The 22,608-nt window shown below is 40.7% G+C and carries 16 protein-coding genes; 4 read left to right on the forward strand and 12 right to left on the reverse strand.

The genetic code is table 11. The features are described from left to right. Positions 1-32: 32 nt before the first annotated feature. The 3 genes from N483_RS00005 to N483_RS00015 all read left to right on the forward strand — a co-directional run bounded on the left by N483_RS00005 (position 33) and on the right by N483_RS00015 (position 7,163). Positions 33-3,146 carry a YncE family protein gene (locus tag N483_RS00005; protein WP_052027380.1) on the forward strand — a complete coding sequence of 1,038 codons (3,114 nt, stop codon included), beginning with the start codon at positions 33-35 and terminating at the stop codon, positions 3,144-3,146. Positions 3,147-3,224: 78 nt separating this feature from the next. After that, positions 3,225-4,409 (forward strand): aromatic ring-hydroxylating oxygenase subunit alpha, encoded by a 1,185-nt coding sequence (locus tag N483_RS00010; RefSeq protein WP_023399121.1) that lies wholly within the window; start codon positions 3,225-3,227, stop codon positions 4,407-4,409. Positions 4,410-5,084: 675 nt separating this feature from the next. Continuing rightward, positions 5,085-7,163: a carbohydrate binding domain-containing protein gene (locus N483_RS00015; RefSeq protein WP_023399122.1), complete on the forward strand. Its 2,079-nt coding sequence runs from the start codon at positions 5,085-5,087 to the stop codon at positions 7,161-7,163. Between the two features lie 345 nt (positions 7,164-7,508). Here the strand turns inward: N483_RS00015 and N483_RS00020 are convergent, their stop codons facing one another. From N483_RS00020 to N483_RS00075, 12 genes are all read right to left on the reverse strand, one after another. Next, positions 7,509-8,630 (reverse strand): flavin monoamine oxidase family protein, encoded by a 1,122-nt coding sequence (locus N483_RS00020; RefSeq protein ID WP_023399123.1) that lies wholly within the window; start codon positions 8,628-8,630, stop codon positions 7,509-7,511. A 554-nt stretch (positions 8,631-9,184) separates the two neighbouring features. After that, the gene (locus N483_RS00025) at positions 9,185-9,394 is read right to left on the reverse strand and encodes a hypothetical protein (protein WP_023399124.1); all 210 of its coding nucleotides are present in this window, start codon (positions 9,392-9,394) and stop codon (positions 9,185-9,187) included. 22 nt (positions 9,395-9,416) lie between these two features. After that, positions 9,417-10,778, reverse strand: coding sequence for a tetratricopeptide repeat protein (locus N483_RS00030; protein ID WP_023399125.1), 1,362 nt, complete (start codon positions 10,776-10,778; stop codon positions 9,417-9,419). Between the two features lie 284 nt (positions 10,779-11,062). After that, entirely contained in the window at positions 11,063-11,272 is a 210-nt protein-coding gene (locus N483_RS00035; protein ID WP_023399126.1) for a hypothetical protein, read from the reverse strand. A 5-nt stretch (positions 11,273-11,277) separates the two neighbouring features. Next, a complete protein-coding gene (locus N483_RS00040) occupies positions 11,278-12,876 on the reverse strand; it encodes a tetratricopeptide repeat protein (protein WP_023399127.1) in 1,599 nt (532 codons plus the stop codon). Between the two features lie 349 nt (positions 12,877-13,225). Then, complete coding sequence (locus N483_RS00045; protein ID WP_023399128.1) at positions 13,226-14,674, reverse strand: hypothetical protein; 1,449 nt, start codon at positions 14,672-14,674, stop codon at positions 13,226-13,228. A 253-nt stretch (positions 14,675-14,927) separates the two neighbouring features. Next, the gene (locus N483_RS00050) at positions 14,928-15,863 is read right to left on the reverse strand and encodes a hypothetical protein (RefSeq protein ID WP_023399129.1); all 936 of its coding nucleotides are present in this window, start codon (positions 15,861-15,863) and stop codon (positions 14,928-14,930) included. A gap of 145 nt (positions 15,864-16,008) precedes the next feature. Beyond that, positions 16,009-17,325, reverse strand: a complete 1,317-nt coding sequence (locus tag N483_RS00055) for a sphingomyelin phosphodiesterase (RefSeq protein WP_023399130.1) — start codon at positions 17,323-17,325, stop codon at positions 16,009-16,011. A gap of 300 nt (positions 17,326-17,625) precedes the next feature. After that, on the reverse strand, positions 17,626-18,504 hold the full coding sequence (locus N483_RS00060; RefSeq protein WP_023399131.1) for a substrate-binding periplasmic protein: 879 nt from the start codon (positions 18,502-18,504) through the stop codon (positions 17,626-17,628). Between the two features lie 321 nt (positions 18,505-18,825). Next, positions 18,826-19,278, reverse strand: coding sequence for a hypothetical protein (locus N483_RS00065; RefSeq protein WP_023399132.1), 453 nt, complete (start codon positions 19,276-19,278; stop codon positions 18,826-18,828). A 498-nt stretch (positions 19,279-19,776) separates the two neighbouring features. Next, positions 19,777-20,169: a hypothetical protein gene (locus N483_RS00070; protein ID WP_023399133.1), complete on the reverse strand. Its 393-nt coding sequence runs from the start codon at positions 20,167-20,169 to the stop codon at positions 19,777-19,779. A 130-nt stretch (positions 20,170-20,299) separates the two neighbouring features. Continuing rightward, entirely contained in the window at positions 20,300-21,313 is a 1,014-nt protein-coding gene (locus tag N483_RS00075) for a zinc-dependent alcohol dehydrogenase family protein (protein ID WP_023399134.1), read from the reverse strand. Positions 21,314-21,481: 168 nt separating this feature from the next. On the opposite strand from N483_RS00075, the gene N483_RS00080 reads away from it, so the two are divergent. After that, positions 21,482-22,378, forward strand: coding sequence for a LysR family transcriptional regulator (locus tag N483_RS00080; protein ID WP_023399135.1), 897 nt, complete (start codon positions 21,482-21,484; stop codon positions 22,376-22,378). Positions 22,379-22,608: the final 230 nt, after the last annotated feature.

The raw sequence follows: 22,608 nt of genomic DNA on the forward strand, positions 1-22,608 counted from the left end.
AATTGTCAATGTGAAAATATACGGGTGATAAAGTGGATAAAGTTAAAACCAAGAAGCTCATCGGAGTTTTATATTTGGTGCTGTTGGCTAGCTGTGGTAGCAATCCAGAAACAAACAATGAAAAGCCTCAGGGATCTGATATACCGGAGGCCGTTGTTATGCCAGAGCCTCCTGTAAAAGTAATGCCACCAAGTGCAAAATCGGATTACATTGGTTTTGAGTCTGCACCAGTGAGGCCGATGGCGAAAACCTCTGACGGTAAACGGTTATTGTTGACCAATACTTCCAATCATACTCTAGAGATTTTTTCTATTGAAAAAGATGGGACGCTCTTGTTGTCGCAAAGCGTGCATGTCGGATTAGAGCCAGTGTCTGTTGCAATCAAAAATAATCAGGCCTGGGTTTTAAATCATCTATCAGATTCTGTGAGTATTGTGGACTTGTCGCTTTCGCCTGCCCGTGTAATTAGAACCTTGCTTGTGGGTGACGAACCAAGAGATATTGTTTTTGCGAACAATAAAGCTTTCATTACTACGGCACATCGAGGCCAGCAAAGGCGCAGTCCCGCACTAGCGAAGGTAAAAGGTGCAGGGGACCCCAAATTGCACACGCCTGGTATCGGGCGCGCTGATGTCTGGATATTCGACATAAATAATTTGGGAAATAACCTAGGGGGAACACCTTTAGAAATTGTGTCTATGTTTGGAGACACGTTGAGGGGGCTTGCTGTATCTAAAGATGAGAAAACAGTATATGCCGCCGTACTCAACTCTGGAAATCAAACCACAGCAGTCCATGAAGCAGTAATGTGTATGGGCTTTGAAGACGATCAATATGGCGCAGTACCTTGTCAGGTATTGGACGGTTTGAGTTCACCTAAGGGGTTGCCGGAGGGTTACTTACCAGGTGGGAGAACTGCCCCGGGCGTAAATGCAGACGGCGAATATCAACCTTGGACGAGTATGATTGTCCAGTATGACCGTGCATCAGGGCAGTGGCAAGATAGCAAAGGGCGCAACTTTTCAAACGGAGTTCGTTTTCACCTGCCAGATCATGATGTATTTGCGCTTGATACACAGACCCATAAAACAGTAGCAAGTTTCAAGCATGTGGGTACGACACTATTTAATATTGCAGTTAGTCCGACCACAGGCGAATTGTTTGTATCTAATACAGATGCCAACAATGCAAGCAGATTTGAAGGCTCTGGCAAGTTTGCAGGGTCTACGGTGCAAGGCAATATAGCTAAAAGCCGTATTACTGTTATAAATCCGTCAACTGGTAATGTTTTTGCTAGACACCTAAATAGGCACATTGATTACGGCGATTTGAAAGGGAATAAGTCAGTAAAGCACCATAGCTTGTCTGCCCCTCTTCAACTTGAAGTCAGTAGTGATGGAAAACTGCTTTACAGCGCAGTGTTAGGTTCAAATAAAGTTGCCGTGTTGCCGACATCTGAATTGAGCGACGATGGCTATTGGGATAACAAGGGCGAAGAGTTCGACCCTAAAGTGGCGAGCGAACGTTATTTGTCTGTACAAGGGGGGCCTGCAGGAATATTACTCAATGAGCAGCATCAGTCGTTGTATGTATTTACACGTTTCGACAACAGCCTGGTCCATATTAATTTATCAAGTCGAAATGAGTTGCAGCGAATCGCAATGTCTACGCCTGAACCCAAGGGTTATATGGCGGGCCGACACATGCTCTACGATGCCAATCGCTCGTCATCAAATGGTGAGTCTTCTTGTGCAAGCTGTCATATTTTTGGGGATACAGATCACTTAAGTTGGAATTTGGGCAACCCCGACGCAAGTAACATCAAGAATCCCCAGCCATTCCCAACTCAAAATTTGTCAGAGCTAGGCTGTGTGTTAGTGGGCCCTGAAGAAGAAAGTTGCCAACTTCTGGAAGTCATTAATGGCAATGGTGATGAACGTAGTTTTGCTTCTATGAAAGGGCCTATGGGTACACAAACATTAAGAGGGATGCAGCATCATGGTCATATGCATTGGCGCGGCGACCGTTCTGTGGGCTATTTTGGTGATGATACTGGGCAGACTTTGGATGAACGTACTTCTTTTAAAAACTTTATTGTCGCTTTCGAAGGTTTATTGGGCTTAGATATAGCACTTCCTGAATCAGTTGATACAGGTTTAAAGACTGCAGATGTAAAACAACTAGAGCAAGATATGGAAAAGTTTGCGGACTTTATGCTAAAGGTTGCCTTACCACCAAATCCTATTAGAAATTTAGACAACTCGTTATCTTCCTCGGCTCATATTGGCGAACAGTTCTTTCATGGCACACGGCGGTCAGATGGCGCAGCGCAAGATACGCCATTAAATGGCAATAATGCGGATGGCGTAAATTGCGAGGGGTGTCATGGTGTTGATCATGAAAAAGGGTTTTATGGTAGCCGCGGCGAGATAGCACACGGAGGGGAAATTCAAATATTAAAAGTCCCACAGTTAAGAAACCTCTATACGCGCGTTGGTATGTTTGGCTTGCCTGATCGTGGAGGGTTTTTACCTTCTCACACGAAAACCCATCAAGGTGACCAGATAAGAGGTTTTGGTTTTTTACACGATGGTGCGACGGATCAGTTGCTAAACTTCCTCAAAGGAGGGGTATTCGACAATGGGGAGAAGGGTTGCCCCGAGGGCGCAGATGAAAGGCATGGATGTCATTTCAATGCTGGTGAGATAGGCATTCCTGACGAAACAACGCGACAGGGTTTAGTCGATTACATGATGGAATTTGATAACGATTTAGCCCCGGTTGTTGGACAACAGATCACAGTGACAGAAAATACACTTGAGGTTGTTAAAGAGAGGGTTTTACTGCTCGAGCAACGAGCAAGTACGCCTTTTGTTTCCAAGCTGTTGGGTGGGAAGGTGACCGAATGCGACTTGATTGTACTGGGCGTAGTTAATAACGAGCAGCGGGGCTACTTATTTGATCAAATAGAAAATAACTACAGAAGTGATCGCGCATTTGAAAGCCGCCTGACTTTGGCACAATTGATGAGCTTGGGGGCGACACCAGACAATAGCTTAACCTTTACTTGCACCGTTCCCGGTAAAGGTTGGCAAGCTGCATTAGACTACGACTTAGACGGCATATTAAATGGTGATGCAATTTAGGCTGTATTTTTGGGGTGAATAAACTAATGAGAGACAAATACCGTTTACGATCAGGTAAGTAGACTAACAGGTAAAATTATGAGCAAATTCAAAACGCAGCTTATGTCAGAGTATGAACAAATCACACAGGCACCTATAGAGGAGGCCTACTCGCTGCCTTTTGCGGTATATAAAGACCAAGATATACATTCGCTTGAAATGGAGCATATATTTAAAAACGAATGGGTATTCATTGTTAGCGAACAAGAGCTAAGCCAAACTGGGGACTATTTTGCATTTACACTCGCAGGCGAAGCAATCGTTTTGATCCGCAGCCAAGACGGTGTGGTTAGAGCACTTTCAAATCTTTGCCGGCATAGAGGCACATTGTTGCTAGACGAAGGATATGGTCGTGTCGAGAAAAACATCGTCTGTCCTTATCACGCATGGACCTATTCAGATGAGGGGAAGTTTAAAGGTGCACCTTTTACAGGAAAAGTTCAGCTTGATAAAAAGGCACATTGCCTAGTGCAATTTCGTTTAGAAAGTTGGCACGGATTGTTATTTATTCACCTTGGAACTCCAGATAAACCACTCAGTCATCGCCTTCAGGGGATTGACGACTACTTGCATCATTTTAATCTACCTTCATTTACGCATGGCTACCGCTCACAAAGCATGGAGCTATGGAATACAAACTGGAAGCTCGCGATGGAAAATGCTATGGAAAGTTACCACTTGTTTAAGGTGCACAAGGAAACACTAGAGACTGTGACACCAACTAAGCAAGCGTTTGATATTGCAGGGCACTTTGAGTGGACTTTGACTGGCGGGGAAATGAAAGATAACTCCAGTAAACTGGCTAAGTGGTTTAGAGGAAGTTACCCAAAAGTGTTCGACAACTATGTGCTGATATCAATCCCTCCTTCTTTTGTTGGGATCTTAACGTCTGAGAGCCTATCTTGGGTGCATGTGTTACCGCTAGACAGTGAACATTGTAGTGTTCGATCTGCTGGGATTTCACATGTTAAAACAAGCAGTGAAGATAAAACAGAAAAAGCCTTTGTAGACGCGTTTTTTGCTGAAGATAAAGATATTTGTGAGCGTGTACAAAAAGGTATGGGGTCAACTATTACTCGAGGAGGAAAGTTAGTATCAATGGAAAAAGTAATTGCTGATTTTCATCAATTTCTGGGAAACAGCTTATTCAATGCGCCCGTAAGCGATTTTTACGAAGCGCCAAAAGCTAAGCTTTTTTTAAGTGACAGCGGAAATGAGCAGTAGTTTGTCCGAAAGTGCAGTACGCCAAGTTGGGAGCACGTAATGTGCCCCTTCACTTTGGTGACTTGAGTTATAATGTTATGTCCGGTCATGCCTTTGTATATGCATAGATTTTATTTCGACAGCGCCCAGTGAGCATTTGTTGGCCGGGTGTATCAATAGGAGGTGTTTAGTCCATTAAAAACGTAATACATCAACATATTTGCTGTTCGCGATCACTTTTAATGTTGACATAAGCAGCCCTCAGCAATGAAATAATCCTCACTCTAAAATTTACAAAAACACAACATTTATAGGTGGGCTATATGCTTTTGCTTGCTAATTAATTGAGAAAAGTGCCGATAATTGATTGCCGTATACTTATAAAAAGGAACAGATTAAACCAGTGCCCAAAATGTGTACTTTTAATATCTCATTGCATGATTTACCCAATATAGAAAATAGTAACGAGTTTAAGCTACCATATACTAAGTTTATGCTTAGAGGTGTAATGAAATTTATACTAAATCGGGTGAAAGATACTCTGTCTTATATCTAACAAGGCAGACATTAATCGCGAAATATAGCTCGCCAATTTATTAAAGTTTGTATAAAAAGTATCTGTCTTGCTACTTCTAAAATAATGACATTAGGTTAATATATCTGCCTAATTTATACTCAATTTTAAAAGGATTATTTATGAATAAAATGATTAGAACGACTTCCTTGTCTATTTTTCTGCTTGGGGCATGTAATGTGAATGCAGAACAGGCTCGAGGTGAGTGGATTGACAAGTTTGATCTAATTAGTGGTCAGTATCAGGCTCAATACCCCAATAGTTTTAGCCGATCGAGTAACCTTGCTTGGGCCGAAGCATATTATTTGGATGCACTCATTGAAATGTATTTGGGGACAAAAGACCCCAAATACCTAGATGTATTTACGGCACGATCGGATATGGCGATAGCGCTTGCAAAAGATGATACTGGGATGGGAGTTGACGGGTTTAAAGGTTGGGGCGAGTGGAAGTACTCCATTGATGCCATTCAAAATTCTAATGCAGAACTCGTTGATCCAAATGATAGTTCACTCCCAGCTAATTGGAGCAGGTGGCAATCAACTGCTGCAACAGCTTATAGGAACACAACCGAAGCGGACAATATTGACAAAAGTACTGCAGCCTTCACAATTAAAACGGCTCCTCAAACCAATCGTTGGCATGTACTTCAAACACCTTTAAGAAACCCCTACAAACCCAATGAACACTTTGACCCAAACAGCAAGTACCAAATTAATTTCCATGCGAAGATAGAGAATTGCGATGCGGGCGTAAAAGGCCGGCTGCAAGTTTATGACTTTACCCAAAGAAAAGTACTTTTAGATAGGCTTATCGAATCGCAATCATACCAATATCACACTGCTGATTTTGTCTCGCCTGAAAACCCCACGAACGACGTGCAAGTCAGACTTTATACTACAGATTATCGTAAACATTGTACCGTGCATTTCGATAACATAAGCGTCAAGTCTTGGCGTGAGTATCTTGTTCACGATGGGATGATCACAGCACCGATGGCTAAATTTATCAAGCTGGCAAGGACAGGGCGCTTGGAACCGCGTTTTTCACAATTTGCTGATGAATATTATGATTTTTTAGTGACGCAAATTTTCCCTAAATGGCAAAAAGATTTACATGGAACGCTAAGCGGAAATTTAGTTTATTTATTCGCTGATGACTCATCTAGTAGAAAACCTGGTCAGTCATTACCACATAATCAATATCTTGCACTACAACGTACGTACGCAGAGTTGGCACAGATAGAAGGCCATGATCCGAATCATAAACTTATGGCGCAAGAGTTAATCAAAGCATTTAAAAGTAGCTTAAAGCTTGGGCAATACCACTCTGGGTCAGGTTTAACAGCCAATAAGTATGAATGGAGTTACTGGAGTATTCTGAGCGATAGAGACACAATAAATGATGGCTTTAACTGGACCGGCACAGAAGATACAAGTCATGGCAACTTAGATGTTGCCGCAGCTTTTAGCAGCTACTATGCAGGGGTTGGATTAAATAAAGAAGATATGACGTACTTTGCAAATACAGCAGACTTTATGATTTCCCACTGTGATAATTTTAGTAAACATGTGAACAAATGTTATGGCGATGAATCTTTTACATCTCTAAGGTGGTGGATGCAATTAGCAGAGTTTAAACCAAGTATTTATCATGACTCTGAAACCAAATTGACTCAGGTTTTTAATGCAATTCAAGGTGTAGGTCAGCGCTATTACATGGGGGCAATCGCACAACTTGTAAAAGGTTATCGGGTCTACGATCAGCCATTTGATTATACAGCTGCAAACGCATTACCTGAAGGTTGGAGACATTGGCAATCAACTCCAGAGACTGTATTTTTGAGCCCCAATAGCGCGTTTAGTGGATCACAAGGTCTAACGGTAAAAAATAGACCGACATATGGCTGGCAAGTAGCACAAAAGGTTTTCGATTATGAGCCTGGTGCAACATATCGACTAGATGCTATGGCACGCGTGTTTTCTGGAGATGCCAATGGTCGAGTTATGGTTTATGACGCAACGAGTAAAAAATCAATCGCCCAAGTCGTGACAACTAGTCGAGGCTGGTCGCCAATCTCTATGGAGTTTACTGTGCCAAATGCTTCTGGCCATAATTTACAGATCTATTTGTATTCAACAAAATGGCAAGTTGAAAGTGAGATACACTTTGACGACTTGGAAATTTTCAGAATAAACTAAGTAACACTAGGTGGTGAGTCCATTGGGGCAAACCACCCATAATCTGACTGCAAATAAAAATATTCCGATGGGTGCAGGTCAACTAAAGCCAATAAAAGGCATTAAAATAGAAAATTATATCTTTATGATAAACAGCAGATTAGGGTAAGGTTTTAGCAGGTGCCGTGAGCAAGACTTCTATATACTAAATATCCTATAATTTATATTATGTTAAATTTGGTTTGTGTCTATATATCTAAGATAACACTTCTGCTTTTGTGGCGCTGTGAACGCCAAATTCAAGGTATGTCCAATACTAGACAGTATCGGACTTAATTAAGATTTCGTGACTCTTAACTCTTAACATCATGATTTGAGTATATTTTTAACGGCGCGTTTTGCTGAATACACAGCGGCATGAACCGACCCCCAATCTTTGCCATCAGTGTATGCATCACCAGCAAAAAACAAACGTTCATCAATGCTTTCACCCAGCTTTTTTATTTTTTCCCAGTCTTCATTGTTGCTTACGTAAGCGCCATATATGTGCGCTTCAGTATTCCAATTCTGGGTTATATGCTTGACGTAATAAGTCGATGCTTTGCCATCAAACAGCTCATCAAGTTCATTCAATATGTATTTAATTATCTCGTCTTCTTGTAAATAAACATAAGGTATTGAGCCTGCACCAACTGCAAATAATCCTAGTATATGATGTGTCGTGTTCTGACCATAAGCTGCATCATAATAGAGCTTCTCTCCGTGTTCGGGTGGATTGACTTTGAAGCCAATCAGCGCAGGATAAAATTTATCTGAAAACTCAATAAATGCTTTAAACCCTCCCCAAACTTCAACTTTATCAATTGCATCTTGTTTATGTTTGGGTAGTTCAGGTGTGAAATGAATCTCTCTTTGTTGAAGAACTTTTACCGGAGCAGTCACAATAACTCGGGACGCATAATGGGTGCTATCATGTGTTTCAACTATGACTTCGTCAGTTGAATAATCGATACTTTTAACTTTTGAGCTATATACAATGTGTTTCTCTATAGATGGTGCAATGTATTGTTCAAAGAAGTCGAACCAGGTAGAGCTCACAAACTTATTGTCTTCGTTCATTTCCACCTCTTTGATGCTGACCTTTTCACCCTCGTATAATGCATAATCATTTTCGGGATCATACATTAGCGTATTTATATCAACATCTACTGAGTCATCATTAACAATTTCGTCTAGTATTTTTGGCTCTGCATGTATCCATTCGGCGCCCAAAGGAATTGGAAAATTGGAAAAGTTGCTTGTGCGCTTCATGCGTCCTCCATAAATTGAAGACGCCTCTAAAATTTTGATGCTTATCCCCTGCTGCTTCAGCAAATAACCTGCAACTAGCCCAGCAGCACCAGCAGCAATAATAATCACTGGCTTAGTGCTATCATTTTGAAAACTCTGCTTATTGGTGCAGGCATTCAGAAGTGGCTGTAGTGGCATGATGATACCTAGCACACGGCAAACTTTTATAAATTCTCTTCTATTCATTTATTGTATTGTTTATGCAAGCTTGCTCTTCCACTATCGAATAGTGTATAGGTTAAGACGCTGGAAACATAAACTCAAGGTTAGTTTGATGGTAATTTTTACTACTGAATTTACCTTTGCGTGCCTGTTTAAACTACAGTTGCGCCTCTATGCTTCTGTATTCCTTTTGACGTATTTTATTCCAGTGGCTGACTTTTTATCAAACCAGATACTAAAAAGCTCGAGAACCAAGTCAAACACATTAAGGCTTAGAATACAGGTCAAGCGGGAGATAAAGTCTTAAAGTCAATTACGTATTTGTCTAATCTCGATAGTTTAGAACCAATTAGTTTTGCATATACAGAAATGCAGAATGATGACTCAGACCTGCTCTGACAGCAGACGCATTCCAACCGTCGACTATCAAAACTTCAAATCAATGGATAATGATATCGTTCAGTACGGAACGGCTAAATTATTAGGCTGGAAAAAGTAAAAAAGCTTGATTTAACATAAAATGGTGGCTGCTACTTTTTCGGCAGCTCACCTTTATTATCCCCGCCAATTTGTACGGCGTTATTAATATCACTGCCAGATATACTCTGGTTAACGGATTTTTGTGGCTCACTGCGCCCTGACTTTTTGAATATAGCAACAAGTACCCCGACAATGCTCACCAACAGAGACAATGTGCCAATTTGTTCACCGATACTAAGTGAAGTAAACCATTCAATCATAATTATTATTCCTTTGTGTTCCTTAGTGTTCTGCAAGCCAGCTAGACAATTGCGCTATTTGGGGCTGTGCACCCACATGCTCGAATAATGCCAAGGCCTTTTCCCAGTGCGCTATAGCTTGATTTAAGTCGCCCTGTTGCTTATATAGAATGCCCATATTGGCATATTGAACGGCCATACCTTCTTTAAGGTTAAGAGAATTATTAATTTCAAGACCCTTTTGGTAATACTCAAGCGCTTTAGCCAGCTCACCTTGTGTATCGTAAACAGTCCCCATATTGCCATACTGGCGCGCCATGCCTTCTTTGCAGCCTAGGGACTCGTCGATTTCAAGGCTTTTTTGGTAATATTCAAGTGCCTTATCCAGCTCGCCCTGTGTTTGGTAAACGCTCCCCATACTGCCATAAGAGTTGGATATACCTTCTTTGCGGCCTAAAAACTCATTAATTTCAAGACTCTTTTTATAATATTCAAGTGCATTATCCAGCTCGCCCAGTGTGTTGTAAACGTTCCCCATATTGCCATAAGAGTTGGCCATACCTCCTTTGCTGTCTAGGGACTCATAGATTTCAAGGCTTTTTTGGTAATACTCAAGTGCCTTATCCAGCTCGCCTTGTGTATCGTAAACAACCCCCATATTCCCATACTGGCTCGCCTTGCCTTCTTTACGACCCAGAGATTCATCGATTTCAAGGCTTTTTTGAAAATACTCAAGCGCCTTATCCAGCTCGCCTTGTGTTTGGTAAACAAGCCCCATATTGCCATACGATACAGATTTGCCTTCACTGTTACCGTCCTTTTCAGCCAAGCTTAAAACATGTTGATAAGCTTGCAGTGCACTGTCTAATTCACCAGTTCGCTTATAAATAAGGCCAGCCATAGTCCAAGCATTTATATGCTCAGGGTTTAATTGTGTTGCCCTGACAAAATCATCTAGTGTCTGCTTAGACTCATGAAAATAAGTTAACGAACCGCGCTGATAATAATACTCGGCCTGCTTTAGAATGATGTCTTCGTTATCATCAATCAGTCGTGAGAGTAGCGCTCGTGCTTCATCAACATCGCCAATATCTATGATTGCTTGCAATGCAGCATCAACATCCTTCGCGGGCAATTCGTTATTTTGTTTGCTTTGACTTAAATTAAAGATGATGTTTAGGTAAGTTTGAAGCTGCTGCTTGTATTCAGAAATTTCAATGCCCTTTTCAGTAATTTCAATTTGCTTTTTATCTAATTCAGCTTTTAAAGCTTCGAATGCTTTCACTGCTATCGGGTCATTGATGACAATATCACCTGAATTATTTCCAGCAATTTGAACCACAGTTGAGCCATCTGTTTGCACAGTCTGTATTACGTCATTGGATTTTTTAATCAGAGAGTTCATCAACGTTATATCCTTGTATTGCTTCACAATACAACTCTACTCAACTGGATACTAAAAGCAATGCAAACATGAAAGAATTAATGCAGATATGAAATGGTAACTCAAGAAAGGTTTTAACTCACTTTTGGGTGTCTAATAGTAAACGTATTTTTACCCAAGTTCGAAAGGCGCGTTACACCAAGTGGTAATGATATCGTTCAATACAGAACGGCTAAATTAGTTGAGCCCATTCATTAGGCTGGATTAAGTGAAAAACAGTTTGATTTAACATAAAATGGTGGCTGCTACTTTTTCGGCAGCTCACCTTTATTATCCCCGCCAATTTGTACGGCGTTACTAATATTGTCACCTGATATACTCTGGTTAACAGATTTTTGCGGTTCACTGCGCCCTGACTTTTTGAATATAGCGACAAGCACTCCAACAATTGTCACCAATAGCGTCAATGCACCAATTTGCTCTCCTGTATCTAGTGAGGTAAACCATTCCATCATAGTTCTTACTCCTGTGCGCGCTCTAGTTCTGCAAGCAAGCTAGATACTTGCTCTATTTGAGGCTTTGTGCCCACTTGCTCGAATAATACCAAGGCATTTTCCCAGTGCGCTTTTGCTTGATTGAGGTCGCCCTTTTGTACATATAGGTTCCCTATATTTCCATGTTGGCTGGCCATACCTTCCTTATGACCTAGACATTCATGGATTTCAAGGCCCTTTTGAAAATACTCTAGTGCCTTATCCAGTTGGCCTTTATGTTTGTAAACAATTCCCAAATTACAATACTGGGTAGCTATATTTTCTTTGTTACCTAACGACTCATTGATTTCTATGCTCTTTTGGTAATATTCACGGGCCTTGTCTAGCTCGCCTTGTGTTTGATAAACAATCCCCATATTACCATACTGATTTGCTATACCTTCTCTACGACCTAAAGACTCATCGATTTCAAGGCCCTTTTGATAATATTCAAATGCCCTATCTAAATCGCCTATTATCCGATAAATATTACCTATATTTCCATACTGGTTAGCCATACCTTCTTTACGACCTAGAAATTCATCGATTTCGAGGCTCTTTTGACAATATTCAAGTGCCTTATCCAGCTCGCCGGTTATTCGATAAATATCACCTATATTGCCATAGCTACTAGCGATACCTTCTTTATGTCCTAGAGATTCATCGATTTCAAGACTCTTTTGGTAATATTCGAGTGCCTTTCCTAGTTCGCCCTGTGTTTTATAAATTATCCCCATATTGCCATAGTTCATGGCTATCACTTCTTTGCGGCCAAGATCTTTTTCTATATGTAAGCTCTTTTTGTAATATTCAAGTGCCTTATCTAGTTCGCCTGTTATTCGATGAATATTACCTATATTCCCATAGTCACTGGCCATACCTTCTTTATGACCTAGTAATTCATGGATCTCTAGGCCTTTTTGGTAAAATTCAAGTGCCTTATCTAGCTCGCCTTTTGTTTTATAAATAATCCCCATATTGCCAAATGATCCGGCTTTCCATTCATTATCGCCTGCTTTTTCAGCCAAGCTTAGAACATGTTGATAAGCTTGCAATGCACCGTCTAATTCACCAATTCTGGCATAAATATGGCCAGCCATAGTCCAGGCTCTTATATGCTCAGGGTTTAACTGCGTCGCCCTGACAAAATCCTTTAGTGTTTGTTTAGACTCATGAAGATAAGTTAACGAACCGCGCTGATAATAATACTCGGCCTGTTTAAGAATGATGTCTTCGTTATCATTAATCAGCTGTGAGAGTAGTGCTCGTGCTTTATCAACATCGCCACTATCTATGATTGCTTGTAATGCTGCATCAACATCCTTCGCGGGCAATTCGTTATTTTGTTTGCTTTGGCTTAAATTTGATATTATTTCTAGATAAGTTTGAAGCTGTTGCTTGTATTCAGAAATTTCAATGTGTTTTTTATCTAATTCAGCTTTTAAAGCGTCGAATGCTTTCTTTGCTATTGGATCATTAACGACAATATCACCCGAATTATCCCCTGCAATTTGGATCACAGTAGAGTTATCAGTGCTTGCTGTTTGGAATACACCGCTTAATTTTTTGAATAGAGATGCTATCAACGTTATGTCCTTGTATTGCGTAACAGTACAACTCTACTTAACTGGATACTAAAATCAATGTAAACATGAAAGATTTTATGCAGAAGTGAAAGGTAAACGGGAAAAGGTTTGAACTGGTTTTTGGATTTCTAAAAGTAAATGTATTTTATCCAAGTTCGAAACGCGGATTACGAGTGTTCCAATAACCGACTATCAAAACTTCAAATCAACTGGTATTGAAATCGCTCATTACGGAACGGCTAAAATAGTTGAGCCATTAGGTTGGATAAAAAGTTTAGCTCAAATTTAAACTTACAGTCATCGCTGGAAATACAGCCTAACTGTCAGTTCAAGTATGAGCTAGTAAATCTTAGCTCTTAGCTTTAGCTTTTTCTTTGTTTGAAAAAATGTACACACAATCAGAGAAGATCCCCTTCATGTCCTTGAATGATTGAGCTATCTTCTCATCTAATGCCATTCTTACATAATAAGCCAATGCGTTCTGATCCATGGTGATCGTTGTTCCTTTCATATTGTAATCATACTTGTTTGTAACAGCGTCGCGAACCTTGGATATATTTAAAGTGGTGTAGGCATATTGATTTACATCGTCATAGTCTTTCAATACGTCTTGCCACTTTATAGATGAAGCGTACATGGATAAGTCATTAACCTGGTAAATATCTAAAGATTTAGTAAACAGCGGCCTGATTTGTGTTACGCCCTCAGGTGTAACATAAGGTGCGATATTACTCTCAATAATCTCTTCTGTAGTTTTGGATTTAGCATAAAATTGACATTGTTCAATAATCCCATCATCAAAAACTTTGGTCACTAAGTTTTCTACGGACTCGGCTAAATCGGCTACTTGAGAAGCATGTTGGCTACTTTGTGTTGTGGGCAGTGTCGTTACTGAGTTTTCTATCGATAAGCTTGAGCTGTGTTTAAGGTTGTTATAAACATTGAGCCATTCAGCTGCATCCTTTTTTGCTATGTCTAAGCTGGTCTTTGCCAATATTTTCTGATCATGAGCTTCCTTGTATTTTTTACAGCTTTCTTCAAGCGAACTGTCTGGGCTTTCACATTTTTCGTTAGCATCGGTTATTGCTTGTTCACGTTTGCTATTATCAGGCGGCGTATTGTTCCCAGGGTCGCCCAATCCACCCGACTTGATAGCTTCAAAAAAATTAACTTCTGACTCGTCGTAGTTTTCTTGTTTGTCAGCCAATTCACTATTAGCCTTATCAAGATAAACTTTCGCTTCAAAGAGTTTACTGCTGGCTTGTGCTCTAGCGGTTGATGATATCGACAATTGGGAGGGCTGAGTAGCTTGGGTCAATTGCTCTATTGCCACTAAAACGACCATACTTCGCTGGTATTTCTCCAGCATGTCTTTATAGTCTTCTTTCGTAATACCGCCAGAAATAAATGCCTCACAATTGCGATACATTGCATCGCGCAGCAATTGAATTGCTTGCGTACGAATACCAATAGCTGCACTATTTTCTCCCGTGGCTAACTTCAATGCGGCGGTTAATTGTTCAGCTTTATCAGCCGATGCTTCTATTGCAGCGCTATAGGTCGAAAATGTATCTGGGCTTGGCTCTGCACAGACGCTAAATAGGTGCTCCTCAATTGCATTACCATTGCTGCTATTAGTCTTAGGGCTGTTGCTTCGATTAGTGATTAAGAAACGCTGTTTGGCATCAACACTAATAACTTTTCCTTTATCATTGAGTGGTGTCGTTCTATGGATTGAGTTGATATGAGCACATCCTGACATTACTAACATTAGCGGTAGGATTGCGTAAATCTTCATATAAGTTCCTGCTTCATTAATGTTCCTATTACTAGAGTGTTATATTGGTAGTTTGAAAAATCAATAGTTAACAGCTTTCATTGGTAAGTTTGAATCGTCTTCCGTGCCTTAATCTTTTAGCTGTAGTGTTTACAAATCAACAATACCAATATTTATTTTATTGTAGCTAGGTGGCCTAGGCGGAGTTGTTGATTGGTGTTAACTATACCGCCGCAATTGTCACTCCACCAGCAGTAGCTTATATGCTTGTCATTCAATTACGTTGGAAAAACGCTTTTCTAAATGACTTTAGCTCGGTGTCATAATGGGTTTGCCACTGCTGCGCTGACAAATGCGCATATTCCGAACCTTTGAGCATTTGTAACTGTGCTTTCTTTTCACTGAGTGCTTGTCGGTAGCTGAGTACGGTCTCTTGTTGGTTAAGGATTTGCTGTTGGCGAACTAAAACTGCTTGCGCTTGTTCATGGTCGAAGTAACGCCGAGCAAGCTGACTACGTAGGTGTGATAGCTCATTTGGCGTCATGCTCGTGCCTAAAATCTCAATTGCGATGCTATATTGTTCTTGTGCATCCGACGAGACTTTGCCTTGTTGGCTCAAGATATCAAGTTGCTCAATAAATTCATCGGGTGTCATTTCCTGACTTAAGTCGGTTAATTCGGCAAGCGTTGCTCTGGTGTTGTAAAAAGCAAATTCTTCATGAAATAGCCCAGTGGCTAGATCACCCCAAACTTGAGTGTAGATACGCTTGATCCTGCTGACCTTTTCAACTGTGGTGGTGTTAAAGTCTTCACTTGCAGTCAATTGATCAAATTCTTTTTTTTTGGCAGGGTATTCAGCAACTAAAAGGTATCTATGCGAGCTTGCGTGAGTATGGAGTTCGGCAAGTAGTGCGTCACATTCTGATTGTCGCAAGCAGTTTTGCCAAAATGACTCTATAAGTGGTTTCAACTCATTTAAATTAGTCTGGGCTAATTTATTGAGTAGCTCCTCACTGCTATTTTCGTCGTATGCAGGTGGTAATTTTTTGGGTGTTTCAGATAGTGGGTTGGGTTCTTGGTCCTTGGTATTTTGAATCGCCTGTATGTTGTGGGCATTGTGCTCTGTTGTCTCAGGTACTTTGTTTTGATAAATAGCGCCAGTGGCAGCTGCAAGGACGGCAAGACTCAAGAAAATGGTTGTTTTGTTCATTGTGTCACCTTGGTTAAAAATCTTGGCTTCTCATTCGAGTAGTTAGGCACAAATGTCATTATGCAAAATAACCTTTAGGGTTTTATCTTTTCGTTTCAATTGCGTTGGAGCGAGCTTTTTAATAAGCCCACTCCAATAAGCTAAGTTACTTGATCACTGCTTTTACTGGGAAGTGATCAGATAGATCCCAATGCTCCCAAATACTCTGATCAGTGCTGCGAGGCACTTTGACTTCATTCACATTGCTTTGAGTTGCTTTGTATTCATCACTGACAACAATGTAATCGAGATACTCAACCGTATCGCCCGCTTTTTTTGCAAATGAATTTACACGAGGATCAAAAGTTGAGCTGGTATAGCCAGTGTATTGAGGAGCGGATGCGGCTAAATTTGCGAGCATATTGGTATAGTCGCCAGGGAATTTAAGTTTATTGACGTTAAAGTCGCCGCCATAAACAACAGTTTCATTGCTTGGAATATTTAAACTCGTTGCCAAACTGCGTATTTGTTTAAATTGTAATTGTCGGTGTTGACGCGCTGTATCTGTATCACTCGACGCAGTATGAGTCGCAAACAGATGGTACGCTTCGCCGTCTTTTATGATTTCTGCGTAATTAACGCCTTTATCAGCAAAACAATCTGTACTAGAGCAGTCAGGGAAAACATATTGCGCTTGGTTGACGATTGGATAACGGCTGACAATGATCACCCCTCCGTCGTAAATATTGACGCCAGACTTATCTAACATTTTGGTTTGGTATGGATACTCAGTGGCGATTTCGCGCAGGAAAGATTCTCGTTGTGAATGAAAGACTTCTTGAAGTAGCAATGCATCGTACCCTTTTAGATAATCAGGGATTAAAGTCATGCGATCGGAAATATGGGACGCAATCACAGGGAGCGCCCAAATGTTGTATGTCATGACTTTAAGTTGCTCTGGTGCTGGGTTGGCAGTTTCGTCTTGGTTTGATGGTGTAATGGAATAATAAAAGTCGTCATATCTGGCCGTTGCTTTGGCTTTAAAAGCGACTTCTGCCGGTAATGATGATACGCCTAGGTTTGATTGATATCTGTGGATGTTTCTATCGCTAAAATTGCCAGAGCTAAAATCTTGTCCATGTGCACTGTGCGTGATTGTGGAGCCGTACCAAGTGCCCTTCATATTTTGTTGCAAGTTGATAACCTCGCCTGATTGCGTTGTCACCTTTGTTTTAAATTGGTAATTGTGACCAGACTTGGCGCCATAATAGCGATTAAAGCTTAAAACCATACGGGTTTCATAAGGCTTTAACTGCGTTGTGTGTTGAGACCATTCATTTCCATACTCCATTAAATCGGAGCCAGTATGTTCGACCGAGATATTTAAAACTTGGTCGCTATTGTTCGTTACATAGATGTCACTGTCGGCAAGTACCGACGTGGAAAGGATTGCTGCTACAAGACCTAATGATTGAAATTTCATATATTTTTCTTTTTAGTGGTTAAAGTTGCGAAGAATTATTCACAAACAATATTTCAATATCATGTCTTTTCTGTGAATTGGTATAGACCAGTTTGTGTTTTGGATTAAAATTTACGGGTATGTTGAGTTTACTTGTATAGTTATGATTTATTTGAATTATTTTTAGCTGTTGACAGGTTTAACTAACTTTAAAATATAAAACTTTTTTTGCCATGAGTTTTTGTATGAACTCGAAAAGGTTTTATACCTCAAAAGTGAGCCTTACGAGGGAGCGAGGACTACCTATTTTGAATCAAGGATTTACTTTTTTTCGTCCAATTTATATCTGTACTTTTCAATGATAGATTGCGTAACTGTGTATTCGCTCGGTGGCAAAAAATTCAAATGGGCGGCGACAAAAGGCTCTGTCTTGTATATTTTGCGCATAGCTTTATTAATTGTTTTTATTAGCGCCTGACTGCTAGGTGTTTTATTACACATGACGTGGCCGAGGATAATAGTCGGCGTCCCTGCTATTTTATACGTACGATACCTTGCCCCATCATTTTTAACATGGCGAAATACCTCTGCCGGGTATCCAAGTAGATAGTCGACTCGCTGTAAACGGAACATTCTGTATATGGTTTCGTATTGTTCACTGCCACTTCGTATGACTTTGTTACTGCTATCGACTTGCTTTAATTGGTCATCTAAAAAAGGCCCGTAAGACATATTGTCAGACAGTGCGATCAACTTACTGCTGTATACTTTGAACAGGGTTTGCAATGAGCGTATTTCACCATTTGAGTTGAGCACTGCATTTGTCAGTTTTCTTGCCGATTCATGCTGATATAACCTCCGGCTGAGGTAAAAGTTTACCGGCAAACTAAATAAAAAAGAGGCTTCGCGTTCAGCCGTTTTGATGCGATTAATGGTGCAAATCGCGCGGGTCTTAGACTGCATCTCTCGCAGTGCTCTGTTGTAACTCGATAGCACGAATTCTATTGAATCATTGCCTAATGCATCAAATAGCAACTTATTTGTTGCCCCGGCAATGTTTGAAGGTGCAGTTAATGAAGTAAATACTTTAAGTTCATCTTCCTCATCAAGGTATATGCGGGCTTTATTGGCCAAGCATTCATTTGTCCACATAAAAAAAGGTAGCATACATGCCCAGGCCCATCTCTTGGCGAGTCTCATTTTCCCACTCCTTTTCTCAGTGAAAGCCGCAAGTGCTTTCGTTCAATTACAAAGGCGTAAGATAGATACCAATCATTAGTTTAGTTAACGTATCGACAATTTAAAAGGCGGCAGTTTGGTTACTGGGTTAAGGTATTTTGGTGTACTAAACGAAAATGCTGTGCTGAATTACAAGATCCGAAGATTTGGTCCGCACTGCGTAATTGGCAAATTGAATTTGCCAATTACGCAGTGCTCTGGCTATTCGAGCGTTCGGCTCGCAATGTTCCCTTTGCAGAGCTGCTAAGCATGTTGTCAACAGCTCAGCTGATATTGACAAGGTTAGTGCCATACAGAGACTGGGAACGACAACCTCATAAATGTACGGGAGATTAAATCAAGTTTAACGCCAAAGTCGATTATTTCTTCGCAAGTCCAACCGTCCGGGTGCAACCAGTTCTCCTCTTCCAAAGCACATAATATTGCTAGATCCTGATCTATATACCCTAATGGTGCTGCGGCTAACCCCCACAGCATCACTAGTTTGCCCTCTGTCTCAGGGTTTCGCGGGTTGTTAGACTCGAGTGTGCGAAAGTACTTTTTGGTTTCCATTAAAGCTTTTGATACTTCAACCAATATCGCGTCTCTAATGTAGTGATTATCCATCGGAATTGCATATAACTTGACTGCCACCTCATTGAGTTTTTCGATAAGTTCGTTATGAGACTGACTATGATGTCTTTCAAAAAGCTCGATGTAAGCATCTTGTGCGGTTGTGGTCGCTTTAAGAGCCATATCCCTACTCCCAGTTTAGTTGGCATACTTGTGAATAATCGTGATTTACACCCTTATGTTTAGCAACAAGGCTAGTAAAGTTACAAATAAAACTATTAAATTATTTCGAGCAATTTGCGAGAAAGATGTAGGCAATTGAAATTACGACAGTAGTTTTTTGGGGACTCATTTAAGATACGAGCACCCTGTGTAAGTTTGGTCTCAATCCAGTTCGATGGGGTTGGTTGTAGGAAAACGAATGCCAACATTTATTGTTTATAGATGTGCAATACACTCTCTTTGCATTTTATCTGTCCAGCATCAAGTAGTATGTCTACTAACTGCGCACTGTTTACTTCCCCGTAAGGCGTCTCATGCTGATGACTGACACTAAACGCAGCAAGCTTGAAACAGTTCAAAAGTGAAAATTATATGGGGAGCTGTATTCGTAGCTATGCTGTCTATGGTTTGATTTGTGCTTTAACGTGTAGCTAAGTGTATTTACGACTTTTAAAGATTCTACTGTTCGTAAAACATGCCCTTGTGCGCTAGCCAAGATTTAGCGTCACCTAAGTTTAGAAAGATTTGTGTATCAACATTAGGTATTGCTTCGTGGATCATTTCAACTAAGGCTTGCTGATATGAAGCGCCACAAACAACAGCTTCGTACTGCTGATTTTGCTCATTACTCCACTGGCTATAGCGTTTTATATGCGCCCAAGCCTCTGGGACCAATAGTTCAAATTGTGTTAAGTTGACTAAACACGCCCATGGTTTGCCAGCAAGTAGGTGAACATTTTTTTGATACTCATCACTCCAACGCAAAGCGGTCTCAAGATTCCAAGCACCCATGGCGTCAACAACAATGGTTTGCCCTTTAATGTACATCTCAAAGTTACCATGTTCACGCATGCAGTCCTCCCGAGTGATATCAAAACACTGACATGAGCGTCATTTTGGAGCTTATGCCAGTGTTAGTGAAAATGCAAAGAACGCGCTTCGTATATCGCTTAGTAGGGTTTAATTCAGTTGTTGTTTCTAGTTACCATTGAACACAAATTTTACCAAAATGTGAGCCTGATACTTGATATCGAAACGCATCGGCAAGAGAGCCGTAATCGAAGACTTTGTCTATTACAGGTCTCACATTATTGGCTTCGAGTGCTTTTACATAATCTTGTTGTTGGCTTCGACTCCCCACCAGCAGACCTTGTAGTCGTGCCTGTTTAAACATCAATTGTGCAGTTGGCAGATTGCCTTCAAAGCCAGTTAATACGCCTATTAGGTAGATATTTCCGCCAACAGCAACGGATTCAACAGATTGGGCAAGTGTGCCCGGTCCACCTACCTCAATTATGTGTTCTGCGCCCTTCCCATCTGTGATAGCTAATACATCTTCAGCCCATAGCGGGTTAGTTTTATAATTAATGATGTGATCTGCACCTAGTGCTTTTGCACTTTGCAGCTTTTCGTCAGAGGAGGAAGTGACAATCACCTTAGCGCCAAACATTTTACCGATTTGCAGTGCTGCTAAAGATACACCGCCAGTTCCCAAAGTAACGATTGTTTCACCGGCTTTTAAGTTACCGTCGCTCACCAGTGCGCGCCATGCAGTTAAGCCTGCGGTGGTTATCGTTGAAGCTTCAAGGTGAGACCACCCCATAGGAGCGAGCGTAAATGCAGAGGCTTCCCTCGTTACATACTCAGCAGCCATACCGTCTACTCCATCACCTGGCGTCTTAGCAAAATCTCCAACTGCGTGGGTTGGGCTTCCCGAAAGCCATTGTGGGAAGAATGTCGAAACGACATGATCGCCCTCTTTAAATTCAGTAACACCTTGGCCGACTTCAACAACCACACCCGCACCATCTGAAAGCAGCACTCGCTCTTGATCGAGTGGTAATTTTCCGTCTGCAACTAAGTAATCATGATAGTTCAGAGAGCTTGCCAGTATCTGTACTTTGATCTCTCCTTTTGCCGGAGCTGGAGATTCTGTATCTTTAGATACATATATGTTTTCCAATCCACCCGCTTTTTTTACCTTTATTGACTGCATTTATTTGTACTCCGAACATTTAACTTAGTTGCTTTAAGTGGTTTATGAATTGGCAAGCCTGAACTTAGACCAACCAAAGTAAGGCCATTTTAATAAAACAAAATAACTAGAAAAATATTGTGCTTATTGTAATATTAACAAGTAAATAATTGTGAGTTAATGTGGTAAATGACTGAATTGGATAAGCTGGATGTCAAGCAAATGCGCTTGCTTCTTTTGCTACTCGAAAAGCAAAGTATTAGCAGAGTAGCCGAATCTTTGAATGTCAGCCAACAAGCTGTGAGTATTCAACTTAAGTCTCTAAGAGCAATTTTTAACAATCAACTTTTTGTGCGTCATGGTAGAGGTATTGCGCCCACGCCTAAGGCATTGTCGTTAGGTAAAATGCTTGAGGGGGTTTTAAACGTATTGGAAGGCGCGGTTCTTACTGATGACTTTGATCCAAAAGAAGTTGAGAGGACAATCGTGATTTCGTCCACTGATTACGCACAGCAAGTTGTGACTACGGCGTTGTTTTGCCATTTCAGGAAAATAGCGCCAAATATCAAACTCATTATTAAAGACCTAGAAATTGAAACTCTAACCGAGTCGTTGACAAAGGGCACAGTCGATTTTGCAATCACTATACCTGAGTTTTTGGACCCAAATATCCCGTATAAACGCCTCTACAATGAAAGCTATCAACTCGTGACCAGTGCAAGGAGTGCATTGAGTGAGCGTATCAACATTCAAGAGCTTAATAACTTGAATCACTTAATTGTGTCTCCTGCCCGTGCAAATCTAAGAGGTTCCTCCAGCGAATGGTTTAAAAAGTATCAGGTTGAGCGGAATATTGTCGCATCGATTCCATCATTTAAAATTATGAGTGAATATGTGTACCAATCTGATGTAGTAGCATTTATTCCAAAAAGAATGTTGCCGGATCCAAAGCTTAAAGAAATAGAATTACCAGACTACCCACCTGGTTTCAATGTAGTGCTTGCTTGGCACCAAAAAACAGCAAATGATCCTTTTTATAAATGGGTTGTAGAACAAATCGCCGTGATTTGCAGCAAGCTAGATTAAGAGTTTAGGTCAAGCCTATTACTGTTTTATTCGTCCAGCAGATACCTACTTATTTCTAGGAATATATGGTCCCCGTATTTTCTTAGGTCACCTTTAGCCCGCACTTATTAAAAGTTAATCAAACTGAGCGTATTGTCTGAGACATACATGCCCTGAGGCCCATGGTGATCCAACGTACAAAACTGTCCATGTGTAAGTCTCTAGAAAGGTTCAAAGGTTATGTTTAGGTA

Source organism: Pseudoalteromonas luteoviolacea NCIMB 1944, from assembly GCF_001625565.1.
Taxonomy (GTDB): domain Bacteria; phylum Pseudomonadota; class Gammaproteobacteria; order Enterobacterales; family Alteromonadaceae; genus Pseudoalteromonas; species Pseudoalteromonas luteoviolacea_F.